Origin of the sequence: Terriglobus sp. ADX1 (assembly GCF_036877645.1) — a bacterium.
GTDB lineage: Bacteria > Acidobacteriota > Terriglobia > Terriglobales > Acidobacteriaceae > Terriglobus.
In genome coordinates, this window is record NZ_JAEDXV010000001.1 from 190,698 (window position 1) to 213,491 (window position 22,794).

Consider the following 22,794-nt stretch of genomic DNA (forward strand, 5'->3'; position numbering starts at 1 on the left):
TCAAGAACGTAAGTTGTAAACGCGTGTAGCGGTTCCACCCAGAACCATATTGCGTTCCTGCTGGCTTAGGGCAGCGGTCCAATCTTCCACAGTCTTCCACCAATTGGAATATGTGCAGCCAACCGTAATTACAGGCCAATCTGTGCCGATCATAAGCCGGTTGGCGCCGAACACTTCGAGTGCAGTTTCAAAATACGGATGCAGTTCCGCAGGTGACCAATGGTTCCAGTCTGTTTCCGTGACCATGCCGGAGAGTTTGCATGTCACGTTATCGCGATGCGCAAGTTCACGAAATCCCTCTTCCCATGCGGCGAAACCATGATTGCGGGTATCGGGTTTGGCGATATGATCCAGCACAAACGATTGCTTCGGATGACGATCCACAAAGCGGATGGCTTCTTCTAGTTGTCGTGCGTAGATGAGAATGTCGTACACCAGCCCCGTATCTTGCAGCTGCGCGATGCCCTGGTTGAAAGCATCACCATCCAGAAAGCCCGGTTGTTCGCTTTGCACAATGTGTCGTAGCCCGCATAGGCGGTTCGAATCTCGAAAGGCCTCTAGTACGGCAGGGAATCTAGCACTCGCGATGGGCAGCCATCCCACCACGCCACGAACGGGCGAGTGGTCAGCCTCTGCAACTTCCAGTAGCCAGTCGGTCTCTTCCAAAGTCTGGCGAGCCTGCACAGCCACGGTGCCATCCACGCCAGCATCCGCAAGTTCACGCCGCAAATCCTCCAGCAGAAAATCGCGGCGCAGCGAAGCCATGTCATCGCCAATCCAGCCGTATTCTTCCGGCGTGTATTGCCAAAGGTGGTGGTGGCTATCAATTCGCTGCGAGTAAGCGGTCTCCGTCATGCGGAGGATGAGGATAGCAATTCAGCGTGCCGATTGTCCTGCGGGCTCGCAGAATGGTAGACACTGAGACGTATAAGAAAGACGAGGTACTGATGCAGCGCTTTTGCCTGACATTGAAGATGCGGCCCGATCCCGTGTTGATGGAAGGGTATGTGCAGCGCCATGCGGCTGTATGGCCAGAGATTCTGGAGTCCATCCGCGCGGCTGGCGTAACGGGTATGCAGATCTTCCGTGACGGCTACCGCATGGTGATGATCATGGAAACCACCGACGAGTTCACGATGGAGCGCAAGGCGGAAATGGACCGCGCCAATCCTGTCGTCATGCGCTGGGAAGCGGAGATGGCGAAGTATCAGCAGAGTGATCCCGGCGCAGACGCCAGCGCAAAATGGCTTCCCATGGAAAAGATTTTCGACCTGCAAACAAGCTAAGTCTGCCCTGAGCAGAACACGACCCTATCGCTACACTGGTAATTGCCCATGTTTTCTGTTTTTCGCACTCTTGTCGCAGCTTCCACTCTTGTTCTGGCCACCGCAAATCTTGCCGCGCAGGTCAAGCATCCGGCGTACGGTTCCGCGCACCCCATGCCGAACCTCATCGTCGATACCGGTGGCACACCGAACAATGCGCATGCCATGAAGCAACATTACGTGGTGCTGGTTTCGCTTGATGGCTTCCGCTACGACTACCCGAAGCTGCACGGCGCTCCCCATCTGCAGGACCTTGCGAGAGTGGGAGCCAGCGCTCCTGACGGCATGTTGCCCTCGTACCCGTCGCTGACATTTCCGAATCACTGGACACTCGTGACAGGCTTACTGCCGGAGCATCACGGCATTGTGCGTAACAGCTTTTATGATCCTGCGAGAGATGAGACTTACCAGTACAAAGACCCCAAGACCAGCGGCGATGGAAGCTGGTACGGCGGTGTGCCATTGTGGTCGCTGGCTCGCCAGCAGGGCATGCGCGCAGCAACGTTCATGTGGCCGGGATCAGAGGCTGAGGTTGCTGGCTATCGTCCCAACAGCTATGCAAAGTTTGAAGACCAGCTAGACGGCCACGTCGGCGTGGAACAGGTCATTGCATGGCTGAAGTTACCTGCTGCGCAGCGGCCTCATCTGATCACGTTTTATATGCCCACTGCAGATCATGCAGGCCACTGGTACGGCCCGGATTCCGTCCAGGAACATGAAGCCGTTCATATCGTCGACTCGCTCATGGGCGAACTGCGTGCTCGTTTGAACGCAACAGGACTGCCGGTGGACCTCATCATCGTGTCGGACCACGGCATGATTCTCAATGACAACAACTGGATTCAGTGGGATCAGTACGTCGATCTGAAAGATACCAAGGTCGTCGAGTGGTCCTTCTATCCAAAGACGGAAGCGGAAGCGCAATCGCTCTATGAGCAGTTTCGCGCGCATCCTGATCCACGCTTCACCGTGTACCACCGCAAAGATACTCCTGCTTATTTGCACTTGCGCGACAACCCGCGCAACGGCGATCCGGTAGTGATCCCCAATGGGCCATACATCGCGCACTCTCACGCAACCAGTCCTCGTGAAGACCTAGGCGACCATGGTTACGACGTAACGCGCATGCCAGAGATGAAAGCCTTCTTCCTGGCAACGGGGCCGGATATTCGCAAAGGCGTAAAGCTCTCTTCTTTCAGCAATCTGGATGTGTATGACTTCGTGTCGAAGCTGCTGGACCTGAAGCCCGCACCGAATGACGGTACCGTAAAGCCGCTTTTGCCAGCATTGAAAAAGTAGTTGTGTGACGCACTTCGTCGCATGTCTAGCGTCCTCCTTCAGCGCACGCGGCCACTCCCATGCCGCATCCGAATGTGTGCGAGTAAAGGAGGTGTCGTAATGCCGGAAAAAGCCACGATGCAGGCCGCAAAAGAGGATTTGAGGGAAGGGAAGTCTCCCTCCACAGCGGCGGGTGAATTCGTTCGCGAGGAGATGGATCACATCCGCGAAGGCAAGCACGGAGCGCGCAACGCCAAACAAGCTATTGCCATCGGCCTCAGCAAAGCTCGTCGCGCTGGGATTCCGTTGGGCCCGCCGTCTGCGGAGACCACTTCTGCGGAGACACGCCATAAGGCGGAACTGGATAGGGAGAAAGGCAAGACAGATCCTCAGACAGGCGAGGAAGGTCACACAAAGCGCGGTCGCGCCAGATTGACTGCACTGAAAAAGGAACCGAGGTCTGCTGCCAGCCATGAGGCGTTGTCGAAACAGACGAAAAGTTCCGCACGGAAACGCGGGCTTCACGTTCACAAATCCGCGGCATAATTCTTGGTCGCTAAATGAAAATGCCCGGCGGTTCGCCGGGCATTTCCTGTTCAGAACGGTCTTTACTTGGCTTCCGTCTCGTCCAGCACGGTCCAGCCTTCAGCCTTCTTCATAGCCTTTTCACGCCCACCAGAAGGCACAGTGCCTACGCCGGAGTGAAGCTGGCTGATCTCCATGTGGTTAGCTTTCATGGAAGCGTGGCAGGCCACAAAGCTCACGTCTTTATCCAGCGAGCCGGTGACAATGCCCTGTCCCTGCAAGTCCTTGTTCACCAGCTTCAAGCCGTCGCCTGTAGCCAGAATCTCTACCACTGCGGTGCCTTTCGGCGCTGTGGACATGATGCTATCGGCCTTATCCAGCGAAGCCTGCCACACCTTGGGATCGTTCGAGTGGACATGGATCAGAACCTTTTGCGTAGGCGGCACGGGCGGAGCAGCCGGTGCAGCAGCCTGCTGCGCGAGAACAGCCGCAGGCATAAGAAGGATGGAAGCGGTAAGTGCGGCGATGCGTTTCATGCAACGATTCCCTTCGTGGTGACGTTTCTGCAAGCATATCGAATTCCCGAAGATTTATGAGGAATTCCGATGATCTTGAGCGATAAAATCGGGCGCATGAATCCGCATCGCGTACGTTCTCTTACTTCGGTGGTTGCGTTTGCACTGCTTCTTCCGGCTGCAGTCAGCATGGCTCAGAGTCCGACCGAGCAGGCAGTGCTCGCGCCCATCCAGGCCATGTTTGACGGCATGGCGAAGCGCGATGCCGCAGCCATTGCTGCTCCCACGCTTCCCGGTGGAACGATGGTCCTCATGCGCGATGGCAAAGCCGCGCAGATGACCTTCACCGACTTTGCAACGCGCGTCGGCAAACCCGGCACCACAAAAATTGAGGAACGCATCCACGACCCGCTGATCCGCATCGACAATGATCTCGCAGTGGTTTGGGCGCCCTTTGATTTCCTTGTGGATGGCAAGGTCGATCACTGCGGCACCGACCTATTCAACATGGTGCGTGTCGACGGTACGTGGAAGATCGCCAGCGTTGCTGATACCGGTACGAAAACGTGTCCTGCGAAATAAACGTATCCCTGCACAAAGTAAAACCGGCGTCTCATCAGAGACGCCGGTTTCGCTCTTGTAGTTCTTGATTAGTATTTCGGCAGGCTCGGATCAATGCGATCGGCCCATGCCAGAATGCCACCGGCAACGTTCTTCACATTCGTGAAGCCAGCGTTTTTCAGGATGAGGGAAGCCTTCTGAGAACGCGCGCCGCTCTTGCAGTGAACGAGCACTTCATCGTTCTTGTGCGAAGCAATCTCGCCAATGCGCTGCTCCAGTTCTCCAACAGGAATCAGTTGAGCACCAATGGAGACAATCTGTGCTTCATGCGGCTCGCGGACGTCCAGGATGAACGCCTTACCTTCTTCGCGCTTGGCCTTCAGCTCTTCCACGCTGATCTGCGGAATGCCGTCCTTATTTTCCAGTCCAGTCACCACGCCATGCGAAGCCACTTCCAACGGGCCAACTTCGGTCGGTGCAGCGATACCGCAGAACTGGTTGTAATCAATCAGTTCCTTGATCTCGTGCGTGCCGCAGGCGGGGCAGTTCGGGTTCTTGCGCAGCTTCAGCGTGCGGAAGGTCATACCAAGCGAATCCACCAGCAGCAGACGGCCAATGAGCGGCTCGCCAATGCCAAGGATCAGCTTGATGACTTCCGTTGCCTGAATCACACCCACAAGGCCGGGCAGAATGCCAAGTACCCCACCCTCAGCGCATGAAGGAACCAGTCCCGGCGGCGGCGGTTCGGGGTACAGGCAGCGATAGCAGGGGCCTTCTTCCGTAGCGAAGACGGATGCCTGTCCCTCAAAGCGGAAGATGGAGCCGTAAGCATTCGGCTTGCCGGTCAGAACGCAGGCATCGTTTACCAGGTAACGCGTCTGGAAGTTGTCGGTGCCGTCAGCAATGACGTCGTAATCCTTGAAGATCTCAAGAGCATTCGCTGAGGTCAACATCGTGTTGTGCTTCACAACATTGATGTTCTTGTTCAGGCCCTTCAGCATCTGTTCGGCACTGTCGACCTTCAGCTGACCCACAGTCTGCTGCGAGTGGATGATCTGGCGCTGCAGGTTGCTCTCGTCGACTACATCGAAATCGACAAGGCCAATGGTGCCCACGCCTGCTGCTGCAAGATACAGAGCCAGCGGCGCGCCCAGTCCGCCCGTGCCCACGCACAGAACCTTCGCCGCCTTCAGCTTGCGCTGGCCATCCATGCCCACTTCCGGCAGGATCAGGTGGCGAGAGTAGCGCGCAATCTCTTCATTCGTCAGCGTAGGCAGTTCTTCGGCGATAGCCTCTTCTGCAATCGCAGGTGCGCCGCCAGCAATGGACGGGATGATGGAGATTTCATCGCCTGCGTTCAGCGGTGTCTCATCCTTGCCGGGCAGGTCGCGGATATCGTCGTCGTTCACATAGACGTTCACGAAGGAGCGGAGCTTGCCTTCGGCGGTGAACAGATGGCCCTTGATGGCGGGATGCGCTTCAGTCAGCGCGGCAAGAGCTTCTTTGACATTGGCTGCGGTCACATCAACGGTGGACTTGTTGTCCGTAAAACCACGCAGCGGTGTTGGAATCAGAATCGTCATAACTTCCTTTGGATTACGACTGCATGTTGTTGGATGCAGCGGGGTGTTCCGGGTGAAGTGAACTAGCCGACGACGATCTCTTCGTCCTCAAACTGCTTGTCCTCTTCGCTGGTGCCGCGCAGAAGGAATGCATTCGTCACCTCGGCCTTGCCCTGCGCTACGGCCGTGATGACGTAGCTACAGCCGAACCAGTGGGCTTCGGCAAAGTCCGTAACGGACCATTGTGCCGGATGATCAGGATGCGAATGGTAGAAGCCAACAATATCCAGCCCTTTCTTCCGTCCCTCACGCTGCGCCTTGATCAGTTCCTGTGGCGCAATGTGATAGCGGTTGTGTGCAGAGTCGGTGCGGGTGTTGCCCGCACGCATAATCTCAACCACTTGATTCACTTCGCCCGCATGACCCAGAAGAATGCCGCAACATTCGTGCGGATAGGTTTCCTCGCCATGTGCGCGCAGTGCTTCGTAGTCGGATTGGCTCAGCTTCAACATTGTGTCTCTCTTTTGATCGTACAACGTACGCGGAGGATGCAGCATTCTGCGTCACGCAAAACCGCCGCGGCGTGGTTTGCCGCGGCGGTCCAGGTTTCAAACCAGTTATTACTGCGCGATACCCGTCAACGACTCCTGCGAGAGAGCGCGACCGCGGCCCATGCGGTTTTTGTAGCTTGCCTTCACGAATTCGCGGAACAGCGGATGCGGCTCCAGCGGCTTCGATTTGAATTCCGGATGGAACTGGCAGGCCACAAAGTACGGGTGCGTGGGAATTTCCACGATCTCAACATAGGTGGCGTCCGGCGTCGTTCCGGTCAGCCGCAAACCCGCTCCGGTCAGGACGGGCTCGTACTCGCGGTTGAACTCGTAACGATGACGGTGGCGCTCGCTGATCTCGGTGGTTCCATAGGCTTGTGCAGCCTTTGAATCAGGCTCCATCACGCATGTCCATGCACCCAGGCGCATGGTTCCCCCCATCTCTTCCACGCCGGTCAGTTCGCGCAGCTTATAGATGATGCGGTGCGGCGTTGCAGGATCAAACTCGGACGAGTTGGCATCCTTCAGCCCTGCCACGTTGCGTGCGTACTCAATGCAAGCCGTTTGCATGCCCAGGCAGATGCCGAAGTACGGCGTTTCGCTCTCACGTGCATAACGGATGGCATTCAGCATGCCTTCAATGCCGCGCTTGCCAAAGCCACCGGGAACCAGAATGCCGTCGAACGTATCAAGCTGCTGCTCGTAGCTCTTGTCATCGGTCTCCAGCCCTTCGGCTTCAATCCACGTCACCTTCAGCTTCAGGTTCGCATCCAGAGCACCGTGAACCAGCGCTTCCTTCAGCGACTTATAGCTGTCCTCGTACTCGACATACTTGCCCACGATGCCAATGTGGACTTCGTCCTTCGGGTGGTACGCCTTGTGAACCAGTTCGCGCCACTTTGTCAGGTCCGCTTCACCGGCATCAATGCGCAGATAGCTCAGCACAAGCTGATCCACATGCTCTGCCTCAAACGCCAGCGGCAGTTCATAGATGCTGGCCACGTCGCGAGCAGCGATGACCGCACGCTCTTCCACGTTGCAGAAGGCAGCAATCTTGCCACGCATTTCGCGGGGAAGGTTGCGCTCAGAACGGCACAGCAGAATGTCCGGCTGAATACCGATGGACAGCATCTCCTTCACAGAGTGCTGCGTCGGTTTGGTCTTCAGTTCCTGTGCAGCTGCAATCCACGGCACCAGAGTCACATGGACGAAGAGCGTGTTGTCGCGGCCCAGGTCCTGGCGCATCTGGCGGATGGCTTCCAGGAAGGGAAGCGACTCAATGTCACCCACCGTCCCGCCGATTTCTACGATCGTCACATCGCAGTCCGTGGCCACCTTGCGCATGGCGTTCTTGATTTCGTTGGTAACGTGCGGAATCACCTGCACGGTCTTGCCCAGGTAGTCGCCGCGGCGCTCCTTGGTGATGACCTGTTCGTAGATGCGTCCGCTGGTCAGGTTGTTATCGCGCGATAGTTTTGCGTGGGTAAAGCGCTCGTAGTGACCCATGTCCAGGTCGGTTTCCGCGCCGTCGTCCGTCACAAAGACTTCGCCGTGCTGGAAGGGAGACATAGTACCCGGATCCACATTCAGATACGGGTCAAACTTCATCAGGTTTACGCGCAGGCCGCGCGCTTCCAGCAGGCACCCGATAGAAGCTGCTGCCAGCCCCTTGCCGAGTGAAGACACAACGCCGCCGGTTACAAAGATGTATTTCGCAGACATCTCCGCCTCGTTCTTTTTGAATTGTCGTGATTGGCCGTGCGTGGGGTGCACGATCAAGTATAGCAAAAATGAGACGAGTGATGTGGGGGCGGCTTAAGCGGCAGTCGGATGTGGGTTGAAGGGCGATAACTCTGAATCGCCTCGGGATACGGGGCCACCCTCCTCTGTACGCCATGCGACAGGCACGATATCGACGAAGCGATGTGTGCCACCTGTGCTGTCGTTCTCATCGAGATCGTTCCACTCAATGGTGGCGGTGCCGGTGATCTCAAGAATGGTGCCAGTCCGCAGATTGGGAATGGCAATCGCGATCCTGGGATCGATCAGAATATTGCCGAGACTATTGAAAAGCGAATTCCCCGTGTAATCCGGCAAACGGATGCGGCCATCCGGCAGAAGCTGAACAAAGCCGGGATCGCCTCCGCGATGCGAGACGTCCAGACCGCGCTCAGGATGAGTCGTCGCCAGGAAGAGTACGTCAGTCTCACTGAGTAATCGTAGATGCTCGGCAAGAAGCTGCGAGCCTTCCCGCTCGGCTGTCTCACTGTTGATTGCGGAAGGTAGCGCGGTACGCCGCGTGATGTATTTGGGACAGTTGAAAAAAGCCTCTTGAACGCTCACGTGGAGACCAGCGGGTAAAGCCGTGGCTGTTCCGTTGATGCGCATGCGCTGGCGGCTATTAAGGTCGATTGCAAGCAGGCCGATGTTGCCGCTGTTCTTTAAATTGGCGAGGACAGCGGGAGGCATGGTGCGTTCTATCCAAAGGTGGGTGCCGTTCGGATCCGGCTGAAGAAATCCGGGTTTACCAGGAATAACAGTCGCCCACAGGTGGCCAGCGGAGTCCGTCGTCGCGATCGCAAGAAGCGTTTGCTCTCTCAGCCACTCGAAGACTTGCCGTGGAATCGTTGGCCTCACCATTCCTTCACGCGCGTCCGCAATGTCCTGCTCGCCCGCCAGCCGCTGAGCCTCGCGTTCCCCGGAATGGTATTGGCTATGCACGGCTTATTAGATTCAGGCCCGACAACACCGGATTCGAGTCCACGCCCACCGATAGGAATACACCCAATCCGTAGGTCTCAAAATGAAGTTTCGTTGACATACCTATTTCCAAAATAGGTATACGCGGTATAGACTCGCGCACATGGGAAAGAGCCCTCAACATCGTGACCTCTTCGCCGGTGCGTTGGAGCTGATGGTCCTGCATTCGCTGCGCATCAAGCCGATGCATGGCTACGCACTGGTCAAACACATCCAGCAGGTTTCTGACGATCTTCTTCAGATTGAAGAGGGCTCGCTCTATCCGGCGTTGCAGCGGATGCTGCGCGAAGGCTGGTTGGAAGCGGAAGAAGGGGTCTCCGCGAAGGGGCGTCCCACACGCATTTACCGGCTGACAAAGTCTGGTGTGAAACGGCTGGAGCAGGAAAAGTCCAGCTTCGAAAAGATGTTTGCAGGAATCACCCGCGTGCTTGCGGTCGCAAAGGCTTAGGAGTTCACCATGGGATGGCTCAGGCAGCTCTTTTCGCGTCGTCGCCGTTATGACGATCTTTCCGTCTCCGTGCAGGAACACCTGGACGAGAAGGTCGACGAACTGATGGAAGAAGGCATGTCGCGTAAAGACGCCGAGCACGCCGCGCGCAGGCAATTCGGCAACGTGTTGCTGACGGAACAGCGCGGCCGCGAAGCATGGCAATGGCAGACGGTGGAATCGCTCTGGGCAGATACAGTGTTTGCTCTTCGGCAACTTTGGAAGTCACGCGGAGTCACGGCCATCGTCGTACTCACTCTCGCATTGGGCGTGGGAGCAGCCACGGCGGTATTCAGCGTTGCCTATGGAGTACTGGTGGATCCGTTTCCGTATAAAGATGTCCACACGCTCGCCACGCCGAAGTTATGCTCGCCAAGACTTGGCCGTTGTTATTGGGATACCTACACACCATCACAGTTTCTTGAACTGGAACAGAAGACCAGTATCTTCAGCGGCGTCACAGCGTCCACGGTGGGCAATGTCACTCTTACGGGCGCAGGAGAGGCACAGCAGATACGCGGCAACTACCTCACCGCGAATACGTTTGATGTTCTCGGCGTACAACCCATGCTGGGACGTGCTTCCACACAGCAGGATGTTTCTCCGGGCCACGAAGAGGTGGCCATCCTCAGCAATCGCTACTGGAAATCGCACTTCGGAGCGAGCGAATCGGTGCTGGGCCAGGTCATCAATGTGGATGGCCATGCACGCACCATCATCGGTGTCATGCCGCAGCGATTCCTGTGGCGCGGTGCGGATGTGTACCTTCCTGTGGCAATCACTCCGCAGCCCATGGTCGCAGGCCACTCCCACTTCACGCTTGTGGGCCGCCTGAAGCCGGGAGTGACAGAAGCCCAGGCGTCGGCTCAACTTGCAACTGTTTTCAAGGACTTCATTCAGTCGGATCCACGGCGCTATGACAAAGGCATTCGCTTCGGCATCATGCGCTTTGACGAAATGTTCCAGTCCGGCCTTGCAGGAACGCTTTACCTCTTGCTGGGCGCAGTGTTCGTTCTCTTGCTGATTGCTTGCGTGAATGTCTCCAGCCTGTTGCTGGCGCGAGCGGTAAAGCGCGAACACGAGTTTGTACTGCGCGCGGCTATCGGAGCATCGCGCCTTCGACTGGTGCGTCAGGTCATGGTGGAGTCGCTGCTGTTAGCACTGTTCGCTGTGCCGGTGGCTCTGGTCTTTGCATATGGCGGATTGCAGGCCATGCTGCGTCTTGTCCCTCCCGATACCATTCCTGACGAAGCATTGATTTCGCTGAACGTGCCTGTGCTGCTGACATCCATCGGCATGGCTGTTTTCGCGGTCATTCTCTTTGGCGCATCGCCCGCATGGCACAGTGCAAACCCGCGTCTCTCCGGCGTCCTTACCAGCATGCGCAGTACCGGCAGTCGCGGTCACCGTCGCCTTCTTAGCGGTTTTGTCGTTGCGGAGATTGCGTTGTCTCTCGCGCTGCTCACGCTTGCCGGACTGATGATGCGTTCCATGATCGCCGTCGAAAAAGTGCCAGTCGTCTTTCCGCCGGAACATACGCTGATGATGCGTGTGCCGCTTGCGCGTCATCGGTACACCAAACCGGAAGACAAGATTCGTTTCTTCCGTGAGGCGTTAGAGCGAATCAGTCATGTTCCGGGTGTGCAGTCAGTGGCACTCGATGCCGAACTGCCATTCCTCTATGGTTATGGAAGCCAGATTCAAACAGGCAATCTGCCTGTGGATTCAAGCCATGTCAGCAACCTGCATCTGGTTACCCCAACGTATCTTGCAATCTCAGGTTTGCCTTTGTTGCAGGGCCATTTTATTGACGAGCGCGAAATCTCAGTAGGCGCGCACGACGCTGTGGTGACGGACGATTTTGCAAAGAAGTATCTGCCGGGCAAAGACCCGCTCGGGCAAACGGTGCGACTGGTGCGGTCTGATCTCTTTGAGAAAGAAGATGCAGAGAACACAACCTTCACCATCGTTGGTGTCGTAGGCAATCTGCCAGCGTATCCCGGCTATCAGCAAACCTTCCCGCATCTCTTCATGCCGTACACCGTGGCGCCGGTCATGGACACGTTTGTGATCGCGACTGCCGTGCCTGCGGAAAGCCTGGTCCCAACGGTGCGGCAGATCATTACCTCCATGGATAAGGATCAGCCCATCAGCGATATCCTCTCGCTGCGTCAGCTATTGGATCGATATGGCTACGCGGGACCACGCTTCGCATTGACCTTATTCGGTACGTTTGCTGCGGCAGCGTTGCTGCTCTGTGTCATCGGCATCTATGGCGTATTCTCGTTTGCCACATCGCGCAGAACGCAGGAGATCGGCGTTCGCATGGCGCTGGGCGCAGATCGGGGTGATGTCATCTGGATGGTGCTACGTCAGGCGTGTGCGTTGGCAGCACTCGGAATTGGTGTAGGGCTTCCGTTGGCCTTCGGAGCAGCCAAGCTGGCCAAGAGCCAGTTGTTCCAAACATCCCAGTACGACCCCATCACCTTTGTACTGGTCCTGTGTACGCTGCCATTGTTGGCTGTGGCAGGCACATGGCTTCCCGCACGTCGCGCTGCTGCGGTAGACCCGATGGTGGCGCTTCGCACGGAATAAACAGCCCCTCGGTATTGCTTCGAAGGGCTGAGGCAGATGTGGCAAAGTCCGGCAGGTTGGGCTTGGCTATTGCTTTTTCGGTGCGATCTTGGCCTGCTATAAGCCAAGGTCGCTGAGTCCCGGATGATCGCCCGGCCGCAGGCCTTGTGGCCAATGGAAGAGACGGTCTTCTTCGCGGATGGGAATATCGTTGATGCTGGCGTGTCGTTGAGCCATGAGGCCGTTCGCGTCGAAGTGCCAATTTTCATTACCGTACGCGCGGAACCACCGGCCACTGTCGTCGCGGAACTCGTAGGCGAAGCGGACTGCGATGTGGTTGTCCGTGAATGCCCACAGCTCCTTGATGAGGCGGTATTCGTGTTCGCGCTGCCACTTGTGCGTAAGGAACGCCACGATGGCTTCGCGCCCCGTCACGAACTCGCTACGGTTGCGCCAGCGGCTGTCCAAGGTATAAGCCAGGGAGACGCGCTGAGGGTCGCGTGTGTTCCATGCGTCTTCCGCCTTACGCACCTTCTCTATCGCGGTTTCGTGTGTGAAGGGAGGCAGCGGAGGTCTTGTCTCGTCGCTCATAAAGCCATTCTCCTTTTTCAAAGTACGCGCGACAGGATGAACGCAAACATTGCCGCAGCACCCGCTACCGTAAGCGCCAGCATGCCGGTGATGTAGCGAGCCGCGGTGCGTTCGCGGTTCTTTCCCGGAGGCGTAATGCCAACGGTAAGAATGAAGCCTTCGCCGAGCTGTTTCGTAATGTCTGCCATGGTGATTTCACCTCGCTGTATCCGGTATAGCGGCACTCCGAGGTGGCAATATGCAAATCTTGCGGTGAACTGCATCCTGTGGTGCGGTTGGCGCATAGTAGAAGCATGGCTGCTTCCGCCACAGAACGCGTCATCGTGGTCCGCAACAGCAGGGAAGAACCCCTGCTGGCAAACAGACCGCGCCTTACGTCTTCTGACTCGCCGTGGAAGGGCATTGTGTTGGAGCGCCACACGGTGGGGTCCGTAGAAGTTCCGGAACACGATCACGGCAGCTTGTGCATGCACCTGCAACTGCGCGGCGACGTCGAGATGGAGTGGTGGTGCGAAGGTCGCAATGCTGTCGAACAGCCGCACGCCGGTTCGTTGATCCTGCTGCCGGAAGGCACGCGCGATCGCCTGCGCTGGGAAGGCACGTCTGAACGATTAATCGTCTCCGTAACTCCCGCAGTCATGCAGCGTGCCGCGGAAGAGGCTGGCCTCAGTAAAGCTCCGCACATCGTCATGCAATGGCATCTGCATGACGAAGGTCTGCGCGCCTTGCTGGCAGAGATGGGCAGGGAAGCGGAAGCAGGCTGGCCTGCAGGATCGCTTTACGGCGATCTACTCGGCATGTCGCTGGCGCAAACATTGTTGCGCCGTCATGCCAATGCATCGGTCACGCTGAAAGACGTACGTGGAGGCATCCCACTGTCACGTCTGCGACGAGTTCTGGAGTGGATTGAATTTCATCTCCACACCGATGTACGTCTGGAACAGCTTGCAGCAGAAGCGCAACTCAGCCCATTTCACTTTGCGCGACTCTTCCGCGAAACCACCGGCGTCACACCGCACCAATACGTTCTGGAACGACGCATCGAACGGGCGAAGACTCTGCTGAAGTTAGGAAAGCTAACCATTGCCGAAGTAGCGCAGAACGCAGGCTTCTCCTCATCCACAAACTTCGTCCGTGCCTTTCGCCAGCGCGTCGGCATTACCCCCGGCGAGTGGTCGCGCAGCTAAAGCATAAGTCCTGCCCGTATAGGGCAGGACTTGTTTGTTTGCCAACGAAGGTTACTTCGCGGCGGTTTCCAACTCTTTCCACTCCGCATCGCTCAGTTCCAAATCCTGTGCCTTCACGTTTTCTTCCAGATGCTCGATGGACGAAGTCCCCGGAATCGGCAGGATCACCGGACTGCGATGCAGCAACCATGCCAGTGAAAGCTGCGACACGGTAGCGTCATGTTTCTTCGCCAGCGTCTCCAGCGGTCCACCTTCTTTAGCTAGCTTGCCGGACGCAACAGGGAACCACGGAATGAAAGCGATGTTGTTCTTCTCGCAATAATTCAGTGTTTCTTCACTCTTGCGTTGGCTCAGGTTGTACTCGTTCTGCACGGAGACAATGGTGGCCACCTTGCGCGCCTGGTCAATCTCCTTCGGATTCACTTCTGACAGGCCAATGTGTTTGATCTTGCCCTTCTTCTGCAACTCCACAATGGGCGCCAGCGATTCCTCTACCGGCACCTTCGGATCAATGCGATGAAGCTGCCAAAGATCAATCACGTCCGTCTTCAAACGGCGCAGGCTCATCAGCACCTCCTGCTCCAGATATTCAGGACGCCCTAACGGCAACCACTTATTCGGACCCGTGCGAGCAAGGCCAGCCTTCGTGGCAATTACCAGACCCTTCTTGTACGGCGAGAGCGCTTCGCCAATCAGATCTTCACTCACATACGGGCCGTAGCTATCGGCGGTATCAATGAAGTTCACGCCCAGTTCCACGGCGCGCTTCAAAACCTTCTTCGCGTTTTCCGTGTCCTTGGGTGGCCCCCAGATGCCGTCACCGGTGATTCGCATTGCGCCATAACCAAGGCGATTGATTTCAAGATCGCCACCGAGGAGGAATGTCTTCTGGATGCTCATGCGCGTTTGGATGGCGCTTTCAGGCAAGAAGGTGCAGCGTTGCGCATCGTGGCACAACTTTTTGCAGTCCAGAAATCAAAACCCACCCGTTGCAGGGTGGGTTTGTGATCGTTTTAGAAACGTGGACGAGCGCCGCGGCTTCCGGTCTTCTGTCCCGGCTGTTTCAGTCGGGCGGCTTCCGGTAGCTTGTGCTTGCGCTCCACCTTCTTGCCAGCAGCAGCGCGGCCCAGTGCCTGCACTTCGCCCTGCGTCAGTTCGCGGAATTCGCCGGTAGGAATATCCAGCACCAGCGCGCCGTAACCAATGCGGCGAATCTTTTCCACGTGATGTCCGATCTCCTCAAACATCTTGCGAAGCTGGCGATTGCGGCCTTCCGTCAGCGTCACTTCGTACCAGGGATTTTCACCGCCGCGCGCCAGTTCCACCTTTGCTGGTGCTGTCAGAACGCGGTCACGACGATTGCCACGGGTCTCAGCAAGACGGCCGCGATCAATCATCACGCCATGACGAAGCTGATCCAAAGCCTCTTGCGTGGGACGTCCGGCGACTTTCACCAGGTAAGTCTTCTCAACGGAGTTCGCAGCCTTTGAGAGCGAGTTGGCAAGGTCGCCATCGTTCGTCATCAGCAGCAGGCCTTCGGAGTTGTAATCCAGTCGGCCAACCGGATAGAGGCGTGTATCCAGCTTCTTGCCGGAGAGACGCGCTGATTCCTTCAGTAGATCAACGACTGTTTCGCGGCGTTCCGGATCGCTCATGGTTGTTACATAGCCGCGCGGCTTGTTCACCATGAAATAGCGGTGTTCCTGTGGCCCCTGCAACAGCTTGCCATCCACTCGGATGTGGTCTTTCGCGGCATCGGCGCGCGTGCCCAGTTCGGTGACAATCTCACCATTCACATGGACGCGGCCTTCCAGGATCAGTTCTTCGGCTTTGCGACGCGAGGCAATGCCGGCGTCGGCGAGGATCTTTTGCAGCCGAGTCCCTACCGGTTCTTCTTTGGCGGTAGTGGTGGACTTCTTAGCGGGACTGGCTGCCTTCACGGCGGTCTTACGTACTTTGGTCATCACGTTCTATTATCGCCCAGTTTTCTGACGGTTTCGTGCTTCCCGTCACAGTCTTATGGTCCATGCGGGCGTAAGTTGGGTCGTATGGAGGGAAATGGGCAATGGCAAAGACGATGAAAGCGGCAGTGGTGCGGCAGTTCGGTAGTCCGCTCAGTGTGGAGGACGTTCCCTTACCAGAGGTCGGCCCGGGACAAGTTCTGTTGAAGATCATGTCCACCGGCGTCTGCCACACAGATCTGCACGCCGCGCATGGCGACTGGCCAGTGAAGCCTGCTGTTCCCTTTATTCCCGGCCACGAGGGCGCAGGATACGTGGCTGCTGTCGGCGCAGGAGTGAAGGGCCTACGCGAAGGTGACCGTGTCGGCATTCCCTGGCTGTACAGTGCCTGCGGTGTCTGCGAATACTGCCTCAAAGGTTGGGAAACCCTCTGCCCTTACCAGAAGAACAGCGGTTATTCCGTGAATGGCAGCTTTGCGGAGTACGTTCTGGCGAATCCCAGCTTTGTAGCCCATCTCCCACCTAAAATCGGTTTCTCTCCCATCGCACCGATCCTTTGCGCGGGTGTGACGGTCTACAAAGGACTCAAAGAAGCTGAGGTGAAACCGGGCCAATGGGTAGCCATCTCCGGCATTGGTGGCCTCGGACATCTGGCGGTGCAATATGCCAAAGCGATGGGCATGCACGTCGTCGCTGTAGATGTGGCGCAGGACAAACTCGACCTGGCGAAAAAGCTCGGTGCGGAAATTACCGTGGATGCCAACGAACCTGAAGTTGCAGGCAAGGTGATTGCCGCAACCGGCGGCGGAGTCCACGGCGCACTGATCACAGCGGTTTCTCCCGCGGCGTTCACTCTCGGCGTAAACCTGCTGCGACGCATGGGAACCATGTCATTAGTGGGCCTGCCGCCGGGTGAATTTCCCGTGTCCATCTTTGATCTGGTGCTGCAACGCAAGACACTGCGCGGCTCCATCGTGGGCACGCGTATGGACATGGCAGAATGTCTCGATTTCGCTGCACAGGGGCTGGTCAAATCCACCTACTCCACAGAGAAGCTGGAAGACATTAACAGCATCTTTGACCGCATGATTGCAGGCAAAATCGACGGTCGCATCGTCATGGAAATTGCGTCCGAATAAAACCGGAAGATCAGGACGGCTGTGTTTCGCCGTCCTGCTTCACTTCCTCAACTTCTTCCTCAGAAACGACTGCGATCTCTTCCGCGACAACTTCTGCGGAACCATCCACTACTGCCTCGGATTCTTCCGGCGCGGCAGCATTCTCGTCTTCGTTGGCGGCGACTTCGGCCTGCTGCTCGTCCTGTGAGGCGAGGTGCTCCTCTTCCTCCGAAGCTGGTTCAGCCTGAGCTTCTTCTGGAGCTTCGACAGCTTCCTCTTCACCCTCTGAAGCTTCAGCACCAGTTTCCGCAGCGGCGGCTTCGCGCAACATCTCCGCATCGCCACGAGCATTGGCTTCTTCAATGATGGCGTCGGCCGATTCCATCGGCAGGTCTTCCTGCTCAACCAGCTCGCCCGCCATGCGCTCGAACTCTTCCATCGACGGAAGTTCGTTCACATCCTTCAGGCCAAAGCGCAGAAGAAAGTCGCGCGTGGTCTTGTACAGCATCGGACGCCCGATGACCTGCTTACGACCCGCAGTGGCGATCAGCTTCCGCGTCATCAATCCACCCAGCACGCCAGCCGAATCCACGCCACGAATCTCGCTGATTTCCGCTGCCGTTACGGGCTGCTTGTATGCCACAACAGCCAGTGTCTCCAGGGCGGGAAGCGTCAGCTTCAAAGGCGGTTTCAGGCTCTTCACAAAGCCACGAACCGCGTCGTGATACTCCGGCTTGGTGCCCATGCGATAACCGCTGGCAACTTCACGAATCTCAATACCGCGATCACTCTCGGCATACTCGCGGATCAGCGCATCCACCACGCGGCGAATATGTTCACGCACAGCCTTTTCGCGGTCGCGCTGAATGCGCTTGTCTTCCTCGGAAGACACTTCAGCCGACGCAGCAGCTTCCGACGCTTGCTCGTCGGATGGCGCGGCTTCGGCGGACACTTCAGAAGACGGCTCTTCGGAAGGCGTAGTGTCGGCAGACTCTTCTGCAGTTTGCTCTGACGGAGAGACAGGGGCTTCCTCTGCAGCGACAATCTCTTCGCTGGGTGCCGCTTCGTCTTCGGGAGCAGTCTCTACCGCCTCTGAAACTTCGATCGCCTCAGCCGGTGTGACCTCTCCGCCAATCTCTTCTGACAGAGCGACTTCAACATCGCCCTCATCCAGCGGCAGCGTCGCCTGGTCGGCGGCAAGTGTATCCAGCTCGTCCTGTGCCTCGCCGGCCAGCAGGCCAACAAGTTGGGCAAGAGTAACGGGCTCTTCCGAGGCGTAGATGACGGCTTCGATTTTCGACTTAAGACTCATTCGTTCTCAGGGCTTAAAGGGTTCGGCGACTGCGCACAGCGGCCTCAAAGCAGTGTACCTGCATTGGCGCATCCAAGGGGGAGGGGGAGGACGATCCTTGGGCAGGTTAGACAGCATTCTGGCGGACATCACCACCCTGCAGGTGGACGCGATCGTAAACGCCGCAAATCAGCAGTTAAAGGGCGGCGGAGGCGTCGACGGAGCCATCCACCGCGCCGCTGGCGCGCAGGAACTGCTGGCAGCAACGGCAAAATTTGGCGGCTGCCCCACCGGCGACGCCGTACCCACACCCGGATTCCGCCTACCCGCCAAATGGATATTCCACGCCGTCGGTCCCGTCTGGAGCGTGGCGCGCGGAGGAACCGCAGCAGAGGAACGTGCCGAGGCGCTTCTCGCAAGCTGCTATCGCCGCTGCATGGGACTTGCCCGTGAACACGAGGTCCGATCCATCGCCTTTCCTGCCATCAGCACCGGCATCTACCGCTTCCCGGCAGACCGCGCCGCCCGCATCGCCGTGGCAACAGTAAACGAAGCCATCGACGGCAGTGGCGTGGAGGAAGTCATCTTCTGCGCCTACAACGACGAGACGCACGACATCTACTGCAATCTCCTCAAGTAAGATCGCTCTGTGCCCACCGTGCTTCGATTCGGCGCGTATCGCGTCATGATCTTTACCGAAGATCACGGCCCTGCGCACGTACATGTTTTCGGCCCGGATAGCGTCTTCGTTTTTCTATTGCAATGTCCGAGGGGGCCCGTGCGTTTGCGGGAACGCATGCGCGGCTCACAGCGTGAGATGAACCGAATCGCCCGCGTGCTCAACGAAAATCTGGATATTCTGTGTACAGCGTGGAGGAATTTGCATGGCGAGTGAGTTTGTTGCGGCTGGCAAGCGTATGGAAAAGATGCGTGAAGCCGTTCCATTTGCCGTGGCTGCGCGCTATGAATCCCGTCTGCATCGTGTGCTGGTGACCCTTAGCAATCATCTGGAAATTGCCATCAATCCAGAGCAGACGCAGGTTCTTCAGGGGAAATCGAAGTCCACTTTGCAGGCCATTGAAATTCTTCCCGGCGGTTATGCCCTTTATTTTCCCGTACTGGATGAAGGGCTTTATCTGCCCGGAATCTTTCAGGGAATCTTCGGAACGCAGAAGTGGATGCGCACTGCTGCTTCTACTGCGAAGAAGAAGAGCCGCGCTGCCTAACAACACATCCCTTCGCTGAACTTTGCTAGTCTTAGCCGCATGAATCGGCGTGAATTCCTTGCGGGATCAGCGGCTGTGCTGGCCACGGCGCGTCCGGCGTTCGCTCTGGCAGACGATGCTCCGGTCTATCAGACCTCCAACGCACGCTGGCAGCGGACGTATGACAAAGCCCTCACCGTACTCGCAGGCAACGTCCGCGTCATGCCTCGCTATCCCGGTCCTGTATTGATTGAAGGATCGTCCTATCTCGGCATCTGGATGGAGTGCGGACCGCATGAATCGCTGCTCTATCGCAAGTTCCGGCCCGATGTGGCGCGGCACAGCCATCTGACCTTCTTCACGCTTCAGGCAGTGGACGGACAGCTTCCCGCAAACAACAAGGCAAACGTCGACCAGCCCGGCTGGGCGCAGATTCAAATGGTGGTACCCATCGCCGCCACCGCATGGGATGTCGCAAAAGCCACCGGCGATCAGGAGTTGCTGGAGAAGGCATACTCCTCCTGCTCCCGCTGGGACAACTGGCTCATGAAGTACCGCAACACCCGCGGCACCGGCCTCGTTGAGGGATTCTGCACCTACGACACCGGCATGGACAACAGCCCGCGTTGGCGCGGCATGCGCAACAACTGCCCCGATGGCAGCGCGCGCAACATGCCCACGAATCCCTCCTTGCCACGGCTATGCCCAGACCTCTCCGCAACCACATACGGCGCCCGAGTCGCGCTCGCAGCCATGGCAAAGGCCCTCGGCAAAAACGACGATGCCGCCCGGTGGGAAGAGCACGCTGCAACCTTGCGCAACCTGATTCTGCAGAAGCTTTACGTCGCAGAAGACCACGCGTTTTACGACCTCGACGCGCAGAACAAATTCGTCAAAATCAACTGCGACATCCTCGCCCGCGTCTGCAGCGAACATGTGCCGGATCAGACACTCTTCGACACGCTATGGGAGAAACAGATCCATCGCAAAGATGGTTTTTGGCCCACGTACCCGCTGCCGTCCTCGGCCATGGACGAGCCGAGTTTTGTGCGTCCCATCCCGCGCAACTCCTGGGGTGGAGCATCGCAATCGCTCACGGCCATGCGCGCCCCGCGTTGGATGGATCACTACGGCCGCTCGGCAGAGTTTGCGCAAATGATGGACGCGTGGTGCGCGGCATTGGAGAGCGATGGCACCTTCCGTCAGCAGATTGACCCCGTCAGTGGCGCAATTACCGAAGCAGAAGCGCCAAACTATTCGCCATCCGCGCTCGTCATGATCACCTACACATGGCGACTCGTCGGCGTACATGAAGAAGGCGACGAACTGTGGTGGAACGTGCGCTGCAATCACTTTGCAGCCGAAGATGCCGTGTTTACGATGAAGTGCGACAACGGAAATCAGGTGGATCTTCGTTACGTTGCTGGTGCCGCAAGGCTATCGATCGATGAAAGAACCATCGCCATAGTGACCAGTTACGGCGTCCGAGTGATCACAGATGGAAACGGAAATCTCCGGGCTCTCGTCGGTATCTCGGAACAGGAAAGCGCTGTAGAAATGTCTGCACCGGGGCGCGCTAACGTTCATCTGACACTACGTCCGAACGAGCGGAAGGTGGTAACGCCGAACCGCATGAGGCCCATGCAGCGTTAAAGCATTACCTCCAGTCATCGCGCATACGTTCTTGATGCGCAAGGACTTCGTCGAAGTTGTCGGTCTTCTTAATCAGGATGTCGCCGAACTTGTCGCCTTGGCGCAGCATGATCGCCTGCAGTCGCACCAGCTCCAGCATCGCCAGGAACATACAGATCAGTGCCTGTTGCGAATGTGTGTTCTGCAGTAGACGGCGCAGGCTGGTCGGCTTGTCTTCCAGAATCAGGCGGCGCTTGGTGTACTCAATCATCTGCGCCACCGTGACCGTCTCTTCGTTCACGTTCAGCACAGGGCGCTTGCGCAGACGCTCCAGAATCTCCTGGAACACACGCGCCAGATCCGTGGTGTCCGCGGCAATCTCGCGTTCCGCGCTGGCCTGTTCCTTGAACTCATTGATACCCGGCTGCGTCCACGTCGCATCCTCAATCTGCTGCTTCTGCATCAGCATCTGCGCGGCCGCCTTGAAGCGTTCATGCTCCAGCAGGCGTTCCACCAACTCACGCCGAGGATCTTCGATCTCGCCAGCCGCAATGCCGGAAGCCTCGCGGGGCAGCAGCATCTTGCTCTTGATGTGAATCAGCAGTGAGGCGGTGTAGATAAAGTCGCCTGCGGAGTCCACATCCGTCTGCTTAATCTGTTCCGTGTACATCAGAAACTGTGCGGTGATCTTCGCAATCGGGATGTCGTAAATGTCGATGGACTGTTTGCGGATCAGGTCCAGCAACAGGTCCAGCGGGCCTTCGTAAACCTTGCCCACGGTCAGCAGAAACGGCGACTGCGATACCTCTTCCTTTGAGGGCGCAGCTTCCTTCTTCTTCGCCGGTTTGGGCGGCTCGGGCGCGGGCGGCGATTGCAGAACCAGCGGCTCTGCTGCGGGTGCAGCCTGCTCCTCAGCCGCTTCGGGCTGTTCCTGTTCCAATTCTGCGGTCGTGTCGCTCACGACATCAGTATCACCCAACCGGCCTGAAGGCATCCCGTCAGGCTGAGGAAAGCCGGGTACGAAACTCAGAGAAATTCGCTACGAAGGAGAATTGGGGATTGCCAGACCGCTGCGCGGGATGCAGTTTTGCTGCGAGAATGCAAAGCTGCATCCTCGGCGGCGGCGTGGACTTCCTTAAACGGGTTCGCCTGCGGACTCCAGGATCAACTTCAACGACTTCGTCGCGCGATCCAACGCGGTGCGTTCCTCAGCCCCCAGTTCGGAGAGGCGTTCTGCTAACCAGTCCGCGCGGCGTTCACTTACCGCGCGAAGGTACTGTGTTCCGGTTCGAGTGACGGAAAGCCCCACACGGCGGCGATCCACCTCTCCCTTTGCGGTTTCCCGCTGAACATAACCCAACTGCATCAGCCGTTTGATATGGGCGCTCATCGCCGGACGACTCATCTGCTCCATGTCTGCCAGTTCTGACACACCCAGGCCGGGTTCTTCCCGAAGTGTGCCTAACAGTTGCATATCCACAGATGAGCTTCCACCGCGGAGAGCTTCCCGGCGAAGATGACGGCTAAGGCGAAGAATGGAGGGGCGAAGTTCGGCGGCCAGTTTGACCGTTTTTTGTACCGTAGGCGTGATGTTACGCATGTGCTGCAAAACTCCCAACAGGTTCGGGGAAAAGAGAACCACACACCCGAACCCAGAACACACTACATCGC

General features: G+C 57.5%; 25 protein-coding genes and 1 pseudogene. 12 read left to right on the top strand and 14 right to left on the bottom strand.

The window, feature by feature from the left end; all coding sequences use genetic code 11:
• Entirely contained in the window at positions 1 to 855 is an 855-nt protein-coding gene (locus JAO32_RS00845; RefSeq protein WP_334236652.1) for an amidohydrolase family protein, read from the bottom strand.
• A gap of 26 nt (positions 856 to 881) precedes the next feature.
• Between JAO32_RS00845 and JAO32_RS00850 the strand changes: the two genes are divergently transcribed.
• The 3 genes from JAO32_RS00850 (at position 882) to JAO32_RS00860 (ending at position 3,149) form a co-directional block, all read left to right on the top strand.
• Positions 882 to 1,286, top strand: coding sequence for an L-rhamnose mutarotase (locus tag JAO32_RS00850; RefSeq protein ID WP_334236653.1), 405 nt, complete (start codon positions 882 to 884; stop codon positions 1,284 to 1,286).
• Positions 1,287 to 1,334: 48 nt separating this feature from the next.
• On the top strand, positions 1,335 to 2,624 hold the full coding sequence (locus tag JAO32_RS00855) for an alkaline phosphatase family protein (RefSeq protein WP_334236654.1): 1,290 nt from the start codon (positions 1,335 to 1,337) through the stop codon (positions 2,622 to 2,624).
• 99 nt (positions 2,625 to 2,723) lie between these two features.
• Entirely contained in the window at positions 2,724 to 3,149 is a 426-nt protein-coding gene (locus JAO32_RS00860) for a DNA-binding protein (protein WP_334236655.1), read from the top strand.
• Positions 3,150 to 3,211: 62 nt separating this feature from the next.
• Here JAO32_RS00860 and JAO32_RS00865 read toward each other — a convergent pair whose 3' ends face one another.
• Complete coding sequence (locus JAO32_RS00865; RefSeq protein WP_334236656.1) at positions 3,212 to 3,664, bottom strand: DsrE family protein; 453 nt, start codon at positions 3,662 to 3,664, stop codon at positions 3,212 to 3,214.
• Between the two features lie 75 nt (positions 3,665 to 3,739).
• On the opposite strand from JAO32_RS00865, the gene JAO32_RS00870 reads away from it, so the two are divergent.
• Positions 3,740 to 4,225 (top strand): nuclear transport factor 2 family protein, encoded by a 486-nt coding sequence (locus JAO32_RS00870; protein ID WP_334236657.1) that lies wholly within the window; start codon positions 3,740 to 3,742, stop codon positions 4,223 to 4,225.
• Positions 4,226 to 4,293: 68 nt separating this feature from the next.
• Here the strand turns inward: JAO32_RS00870 and moeB are convergent, their stop codons facing one another.
• The 5 genes and pseudogenes from moeB to JAO32_RS00895 form a co-directional block, all read right to left on the bottom strand.
• Positions 4,294 to 5,493 carry a molybdopterin-synthase adenylyltransferase MoeB gene (gene moeB / locus JAO32_RS00875; RefSeq protein ID WP_443082565.1) on the bottom strand — a complete coding sequence of 400 codons (1,200 nt, stop codon included), beginning with the start codon at positions 5,491 to 5,493 and terminating at the stop codon, positions 4,294 to 4,296.
• Positions 5,494 to 5,529: 36 nt separating this feature from the next.
• Positions 5,530 to 5,787 (bottom strand): annotated as a pseudogene (locus JAO32_RS00880) (MoaD/ThiS family protein); the annotation flags it as partial.
• A 62-nt stretch (positions 5,788 to 5,849) separates the two neighbouring features.
• Positions 5,850 to 6,278 (bottom strand): Mov34/MPN/PAD-1 family protein, encoded by a 429-nt coding sequence (locus JAO32_RS00885; protein WP_083345324.1) that lies wholly within the window; start codon positions 6,276 to 6,278, stop codon positions 5,850 to 5,852.
• A gap of 108 nt (positions 6,279 to 6,386) precedes the next feature.
• Positions 6,387 to 8,039, bottom strand: coding sequence for a CTP synthase (locus JAO32_RS00890; RefSeq protein ID WP_334236658.1), 1,653 nt, complete (start codon positions 8,037 to 8,039; stop codon positions 6,387 to 6,389).
• A gap of 93 nt (positions 8,040 to 8,132) precedes the next feature.
• The gene (locus tag JAO32_RS00895; protein ID WP_334236659.1) at positions 8,133 to 9,038 is read right to left on the bottom strand and encodes a pyridoxamine 5'-phosphate oxidase family protein; all 906 of its coding nucleotides are present in this window, start codon (positions 9,036 to 9,038) and stop codon (positions 8,133 to 8,135) included.
• Between the two features lie 142 nt (positions 9,039 to 9,180).
• On the opposite strand from JAO32_RS00895, the gene JAO32_RS00900 reads away from it, so the two are divergent.
• Together JAO32_RS00900 and JAO32_RS00905 are read left to right on the top strand one after the other, a co-directional pair.
• Positions 9,181 to 9,525 carry a PadR family transcriptional regulator gene (locus tag JAO32_RS00900; RefSeq protein WP_334236660.1) on the top strand — a complete coding sequence of 115 codons (345 nt, stop codon included), beginning with the start codon at positions 9,181 to 9,183 and terminating at the stop codon, positions 9,523 to 9,525.
• A 9-nt stretch (positions 9,526 to 9,534) separates the two neighbouring features.
• A complete protein-coding gene (locus JAO32_RS00905; RefSeq protein ID WP_334236661.1) occupies positions 9,535 to 12,159 on the top strand; it encodes an ABC transporter permease in 2,625 nt (874 codons plus the stop codon).
• 96 nt (positions 12,160 to 12,255) lie between these two features.
• Here the strand turns inward: JAO32_RS00905 and JAO32_RS00910 are convergent, their stop codons facing one another.
• Both JAO32_RS00910 and JAO32_RS00915 read right to left on the bottom strand, forming a co-directional pair.
• Positions 12,256 to 12,729, bottom strand: a complete 474-nt coding sequence (locus JAO32_RS00910; RefSeq protein ID WP_334236662.1) for a nuclear transport factor 2 family protein — start codon at positions 12,727 to 12,729, stop codon at positions 12,256 to 12,258.
• 17 nt (positions 12,730 to 12,746) lie between these two features.
• Complete coding sequence (locus tag JAO32_RS00915) at positions 12,747 to 12,917, bottom strand: hypothetical protein (RefSeq protein ID WP_334236663.1); 171 nt, start codon at positions 12,915 to 12,917, stop codon at positions 12,747 to 12,749.
• Between the two features lie 105 nt (positions 12,918 to 13,022).
• Between JAO32_RS00915 and JAO32_RS00920 the strand changes: the two genes are divergently transcribed.
• Entirely contained in the window at positions 13,023 to 13,916 is an 894-nt protein-coding gene (locus JAO32_RS00920) for an AraC family transcriptional regulator (protein ID WP_334236664.1), read from the top strand.
• A 51-nt stretch (positions 13,917 to 13,967) separates the two neighbouring features.
• Here the strand turns inward: JAO32_RS00920 and JAO32_RS00925 are convergent, their stop codons facing one another.
• Positions 13,968 to 14,816: an aldo/keto reductase gene (locus JAO32_RS00925; RefSeq protein WP_334236665.1), complete on the bottom strand. Its 849-nt coding sequence runs from the start codon at positions 14,814 to 14,816 to the stop codon at positions 13,968 to 13,970.
• Between the two features lie 113 nt (positions 14,817 to 14,929).
• Entirely contained in the window at positions 14,930 to 15,880 is a 951-nt protein-coding gene (locus JAO32_RS00930; RefSeq protein ID WP_443082566.1) for a pseudouridine synthase, read from the bottom strand.
• Between the two features lie 101 nt (positions 15,881 to 15,981).
• On the opposite strand from JAO32_RS00930, the gene adhP reads away from it, so the two are divergent.
• The gene (gene adhP / locus JAO32_RS00935) at positions 15,982 to 17,016 is read left to right on the top strand and encodes an alcohol dehydrogenase AdhP (protein ID WP_334236667.1); all 1,035 of its coding nucleotides are present in this window, start codon (positions 15,982 to 15,984) and stop codon (positions 17,014 to 17,016) included.
• 10 nt (positions 17,017 to 17,026) lie between these two features.
• Here adhP and scpB read toward each other — a convergent pair whose 3' ends face one another.
• A complete protein-coding gene (scpB, locus tag JAO32_RS00940) occupies positions 17,027 to 18,307 on the bottom strand; it encodes an SMC-Scp complex subunit ScpB (protein ID WP_334236668.1) in 1,281 nt (426 codons plus the stop codon).
• 97 nt (positions 18,308 to 18,404) lie between these two features.
• Here scpB and JAO32_RS00945 point away from each other — a divergent pair, with 97 nt between their 5' ends.
• From JAO32_RS00945 to JAO32_RS00955, 4 genes are read left to right on the top strand one after another with little or no spacing between them, the layout of a single operon-like run.
• Entirely contained in the window at positions 18,405 to 18,926 is a 522-nt protein-coding gene (locus JAO32_RS00945) for an O-acetyl-ADP-ribose deacetylase (protein ID WP_334236669.1), read from the top strand.
• Positions 18,927 to 18,971: 45 nt separating this feature from the next.
• Entirely contained in the window at positions 18,972 to 19,181 is a 210-nt protein-coding gene (locus JAO32_RS19980; protein ID WP_443082567.1) for a DUF4160 domain-containing protein, read from the top strand.
• Entirely contained in the window at positions 19,171 to 19,512 is a 342-nt protein-coding gene (locus JAO32_RS00950) for a DUF2442 domain-containing protein (RefSeq protein ID WP_334236670.1), read from the top strand. The genes JAO32_RS19980 and JAO32_RS00950 overlap by 11 nt, the downstream gene beginning before the upstream one ends.
• Positions 19,513 to 19,551: 39 nt before the next feature.
• On the top strand, positions 19,552 to 21,144 hold the full coding sequence (locus tag JAO32_RS00955) for an MGH1-like glycoside hydrolase domain-containing protein (RefSeq protein WP_334236671.1): 1,593 nt from the start codon (positions 19,552 to 19,554) through the stop codon (positions 21,142 to 21,144).
• A gap of 4 nt (positions 21,145 to 21,148) precedes the next feature.
• Here JAO32_RS00955 and JAO32_RS00960 read toward each other — a convergent pair whose 3' ends face one another.
• Both JAO32_RS00960 and JAO32_RS00965 read right to left on the bottom strand, forming a co-directional pair.
• A complete protein-coding gene (locus tag JAO32_RS00960) occupies positions 21,149 to 22,084 on the bottom strand; it encodes a segregation and condensation protein A (RefSeq protein WP_334236672.1) in 936 nt (311 codons plus the stop codon).
• Between the two features lie 174 nt (positions 22,085 to 22,258).
• On the bottom strand, positions 22,259 to 22,723 hold the full coding sequence (locus JAO32_RS00965; RefSeq protein WP_334236673.1) for a MarR family winged helix-turn-helix transcriptional regulator: 465 nt from the start codon (positions 22,721 to 22,723) through the stop codon (positions 22,259 to 22,261).
• Between the last annotated feature and the right edge of the window lie 71 nt (positions 22,724 to 22,794).

Excerpts from the sequence above, each read along its gene's own strand:
- JAO32_RS00845 (WP_334236652.1), bottom strand. The coding sequence starts at position 855 with ATGACGGAGACCGCTTACTCGCAGCGAATTGATAGCCACCACCACCTT.
- JAO32_RS00855 (WP_334236654.1), top strand. The coding sequence starts at position 1,335 with ATGTTTTCTGTTTTTCGCACTCTTGTCGCAGCTTCCACTCTTGTTCTG.
- JAO32_RS00860 (WP_334236655.1), top strand. The coding sequence starts at position 2,724 with ATGCCGGAAAAAGCCACGATGCAGGCCGCAAAAGAGGATTTGAGGGAA.
- JAO32_RS00865 (WP_334236656.1), bottom strand. The coding sequence starts at position 3,664 with ATGAAACGCATCGCCGCACTTACCGCTTCCATCCTTCTTATGCCTGCG.
- JAO32_RS00885 (WP_083345324.1), bottom strand. The coding sequence starts at position 6,278 with ATGTTGAAGCTGAGCCAATCCGACTACGAAGCACTGCGCGCACATGGC.
- JAO32_RS00890 (WP_334236658.1), bottom strand. The coding sequence starts at position 8,039 with ATGTCTGCGAAATACATCTTTGTAACCGGCGGCGTTGTGTCTTCACTC.
- JAO32_RS00900 (WP_334236660.1), top strand. The coding sequence starts at position 9,181 with ATGGGAAAGAGCCCTCAACATCGTGACCTCTTCGCCGGTGCGTTGGAG.
- JAO32_RS00905 (WP_334236661.1), top strand. The coding sequence starts at position 9,535 with ATGGGATGGCTCAGGCAGCTCTTTTCGCGTCGTCGCCGTTATGACGAT.
- JAO32_RS00910 (WP_334236662.1), bottom strand. The coding sequence starts at position 12,729 with ATGAGCGACGAGACAAGACCTCCGCTGCCTCCCTTCACACACGAAACC.
- JAO32_RS00915 (WP_334236663.1), bottom strand. The coding sequence starts at position 12,917 with ATGGCAGACATTACGAAACAGCTCGGCGAAGGCTTCATTCTTACCGTT.
- JAO32_RS00920 (WP_334236664.1), top strand. The coding sequence starts at position 13,023 with ATGGCTGCTTCCGCCACAGAACGCGTCATCGTGGTCCGCAACAGCAGG.
- JAO32_RS00925 (WP_334236665.1), bottom strand. The coding sequence starts at position 14,816 with ATGAGCATCCAGAAGACATTCCTCCTCGGTGGCGATCTTGAAATCAAT.
- JAO32_RS00930 (WP_443082566.1), bottom strand. The coding sequence starts at position 15,880 with ATGACCAAAGTACGTAAGACCGCCGTGAAGGCAGCCAGTCCCGCTAAG.
- adhP (WP_334236667.1), top strand. The coding sequence starts at position 15,982 with ATGGCAAAGACGATGAAAGCGGCAGTGGTGCGGCAGTTCGGTAGTCCG.
- scpB (WP_334236668.1), bottom strand. The coding sequence starts at position 18,307 with ATGAGTCTTAAGTCGAAAATCGAAGCCGTCATCTACGCCTCGGAAGAG.
- JAO32_RS19980 (WP_443082567.1), top strand. The coding sequence starts at position 18,972 with ATGATCTTTACCGAAGATCACGGCCCTGCGCACGTACATGTTTTCGGC.
- JAO32_RS00950 (WP_334236670.1), top strand. The coding sequence starts at position 19,171 with ATGGCGAGTGAGTTTGTTGCGGCTGGCAAGCGTATGGAAAAGATGCGT.
- JAO32_RS00955 (WP_334236671.1), top strand. The coding sequence starts at position 19,552 with ATGAATCGGCGTGAATTCCTTGCGGGATCAGCGGCTGTGCTGGCCACG.
- JAO32_RS00965 (WP_334236673.1), bottom strand. The coding sequence starts at position 22,723 with ATGCGTAACATCACGCCTACGGTACAAAAAACGGTCAAACTGGCCGCC.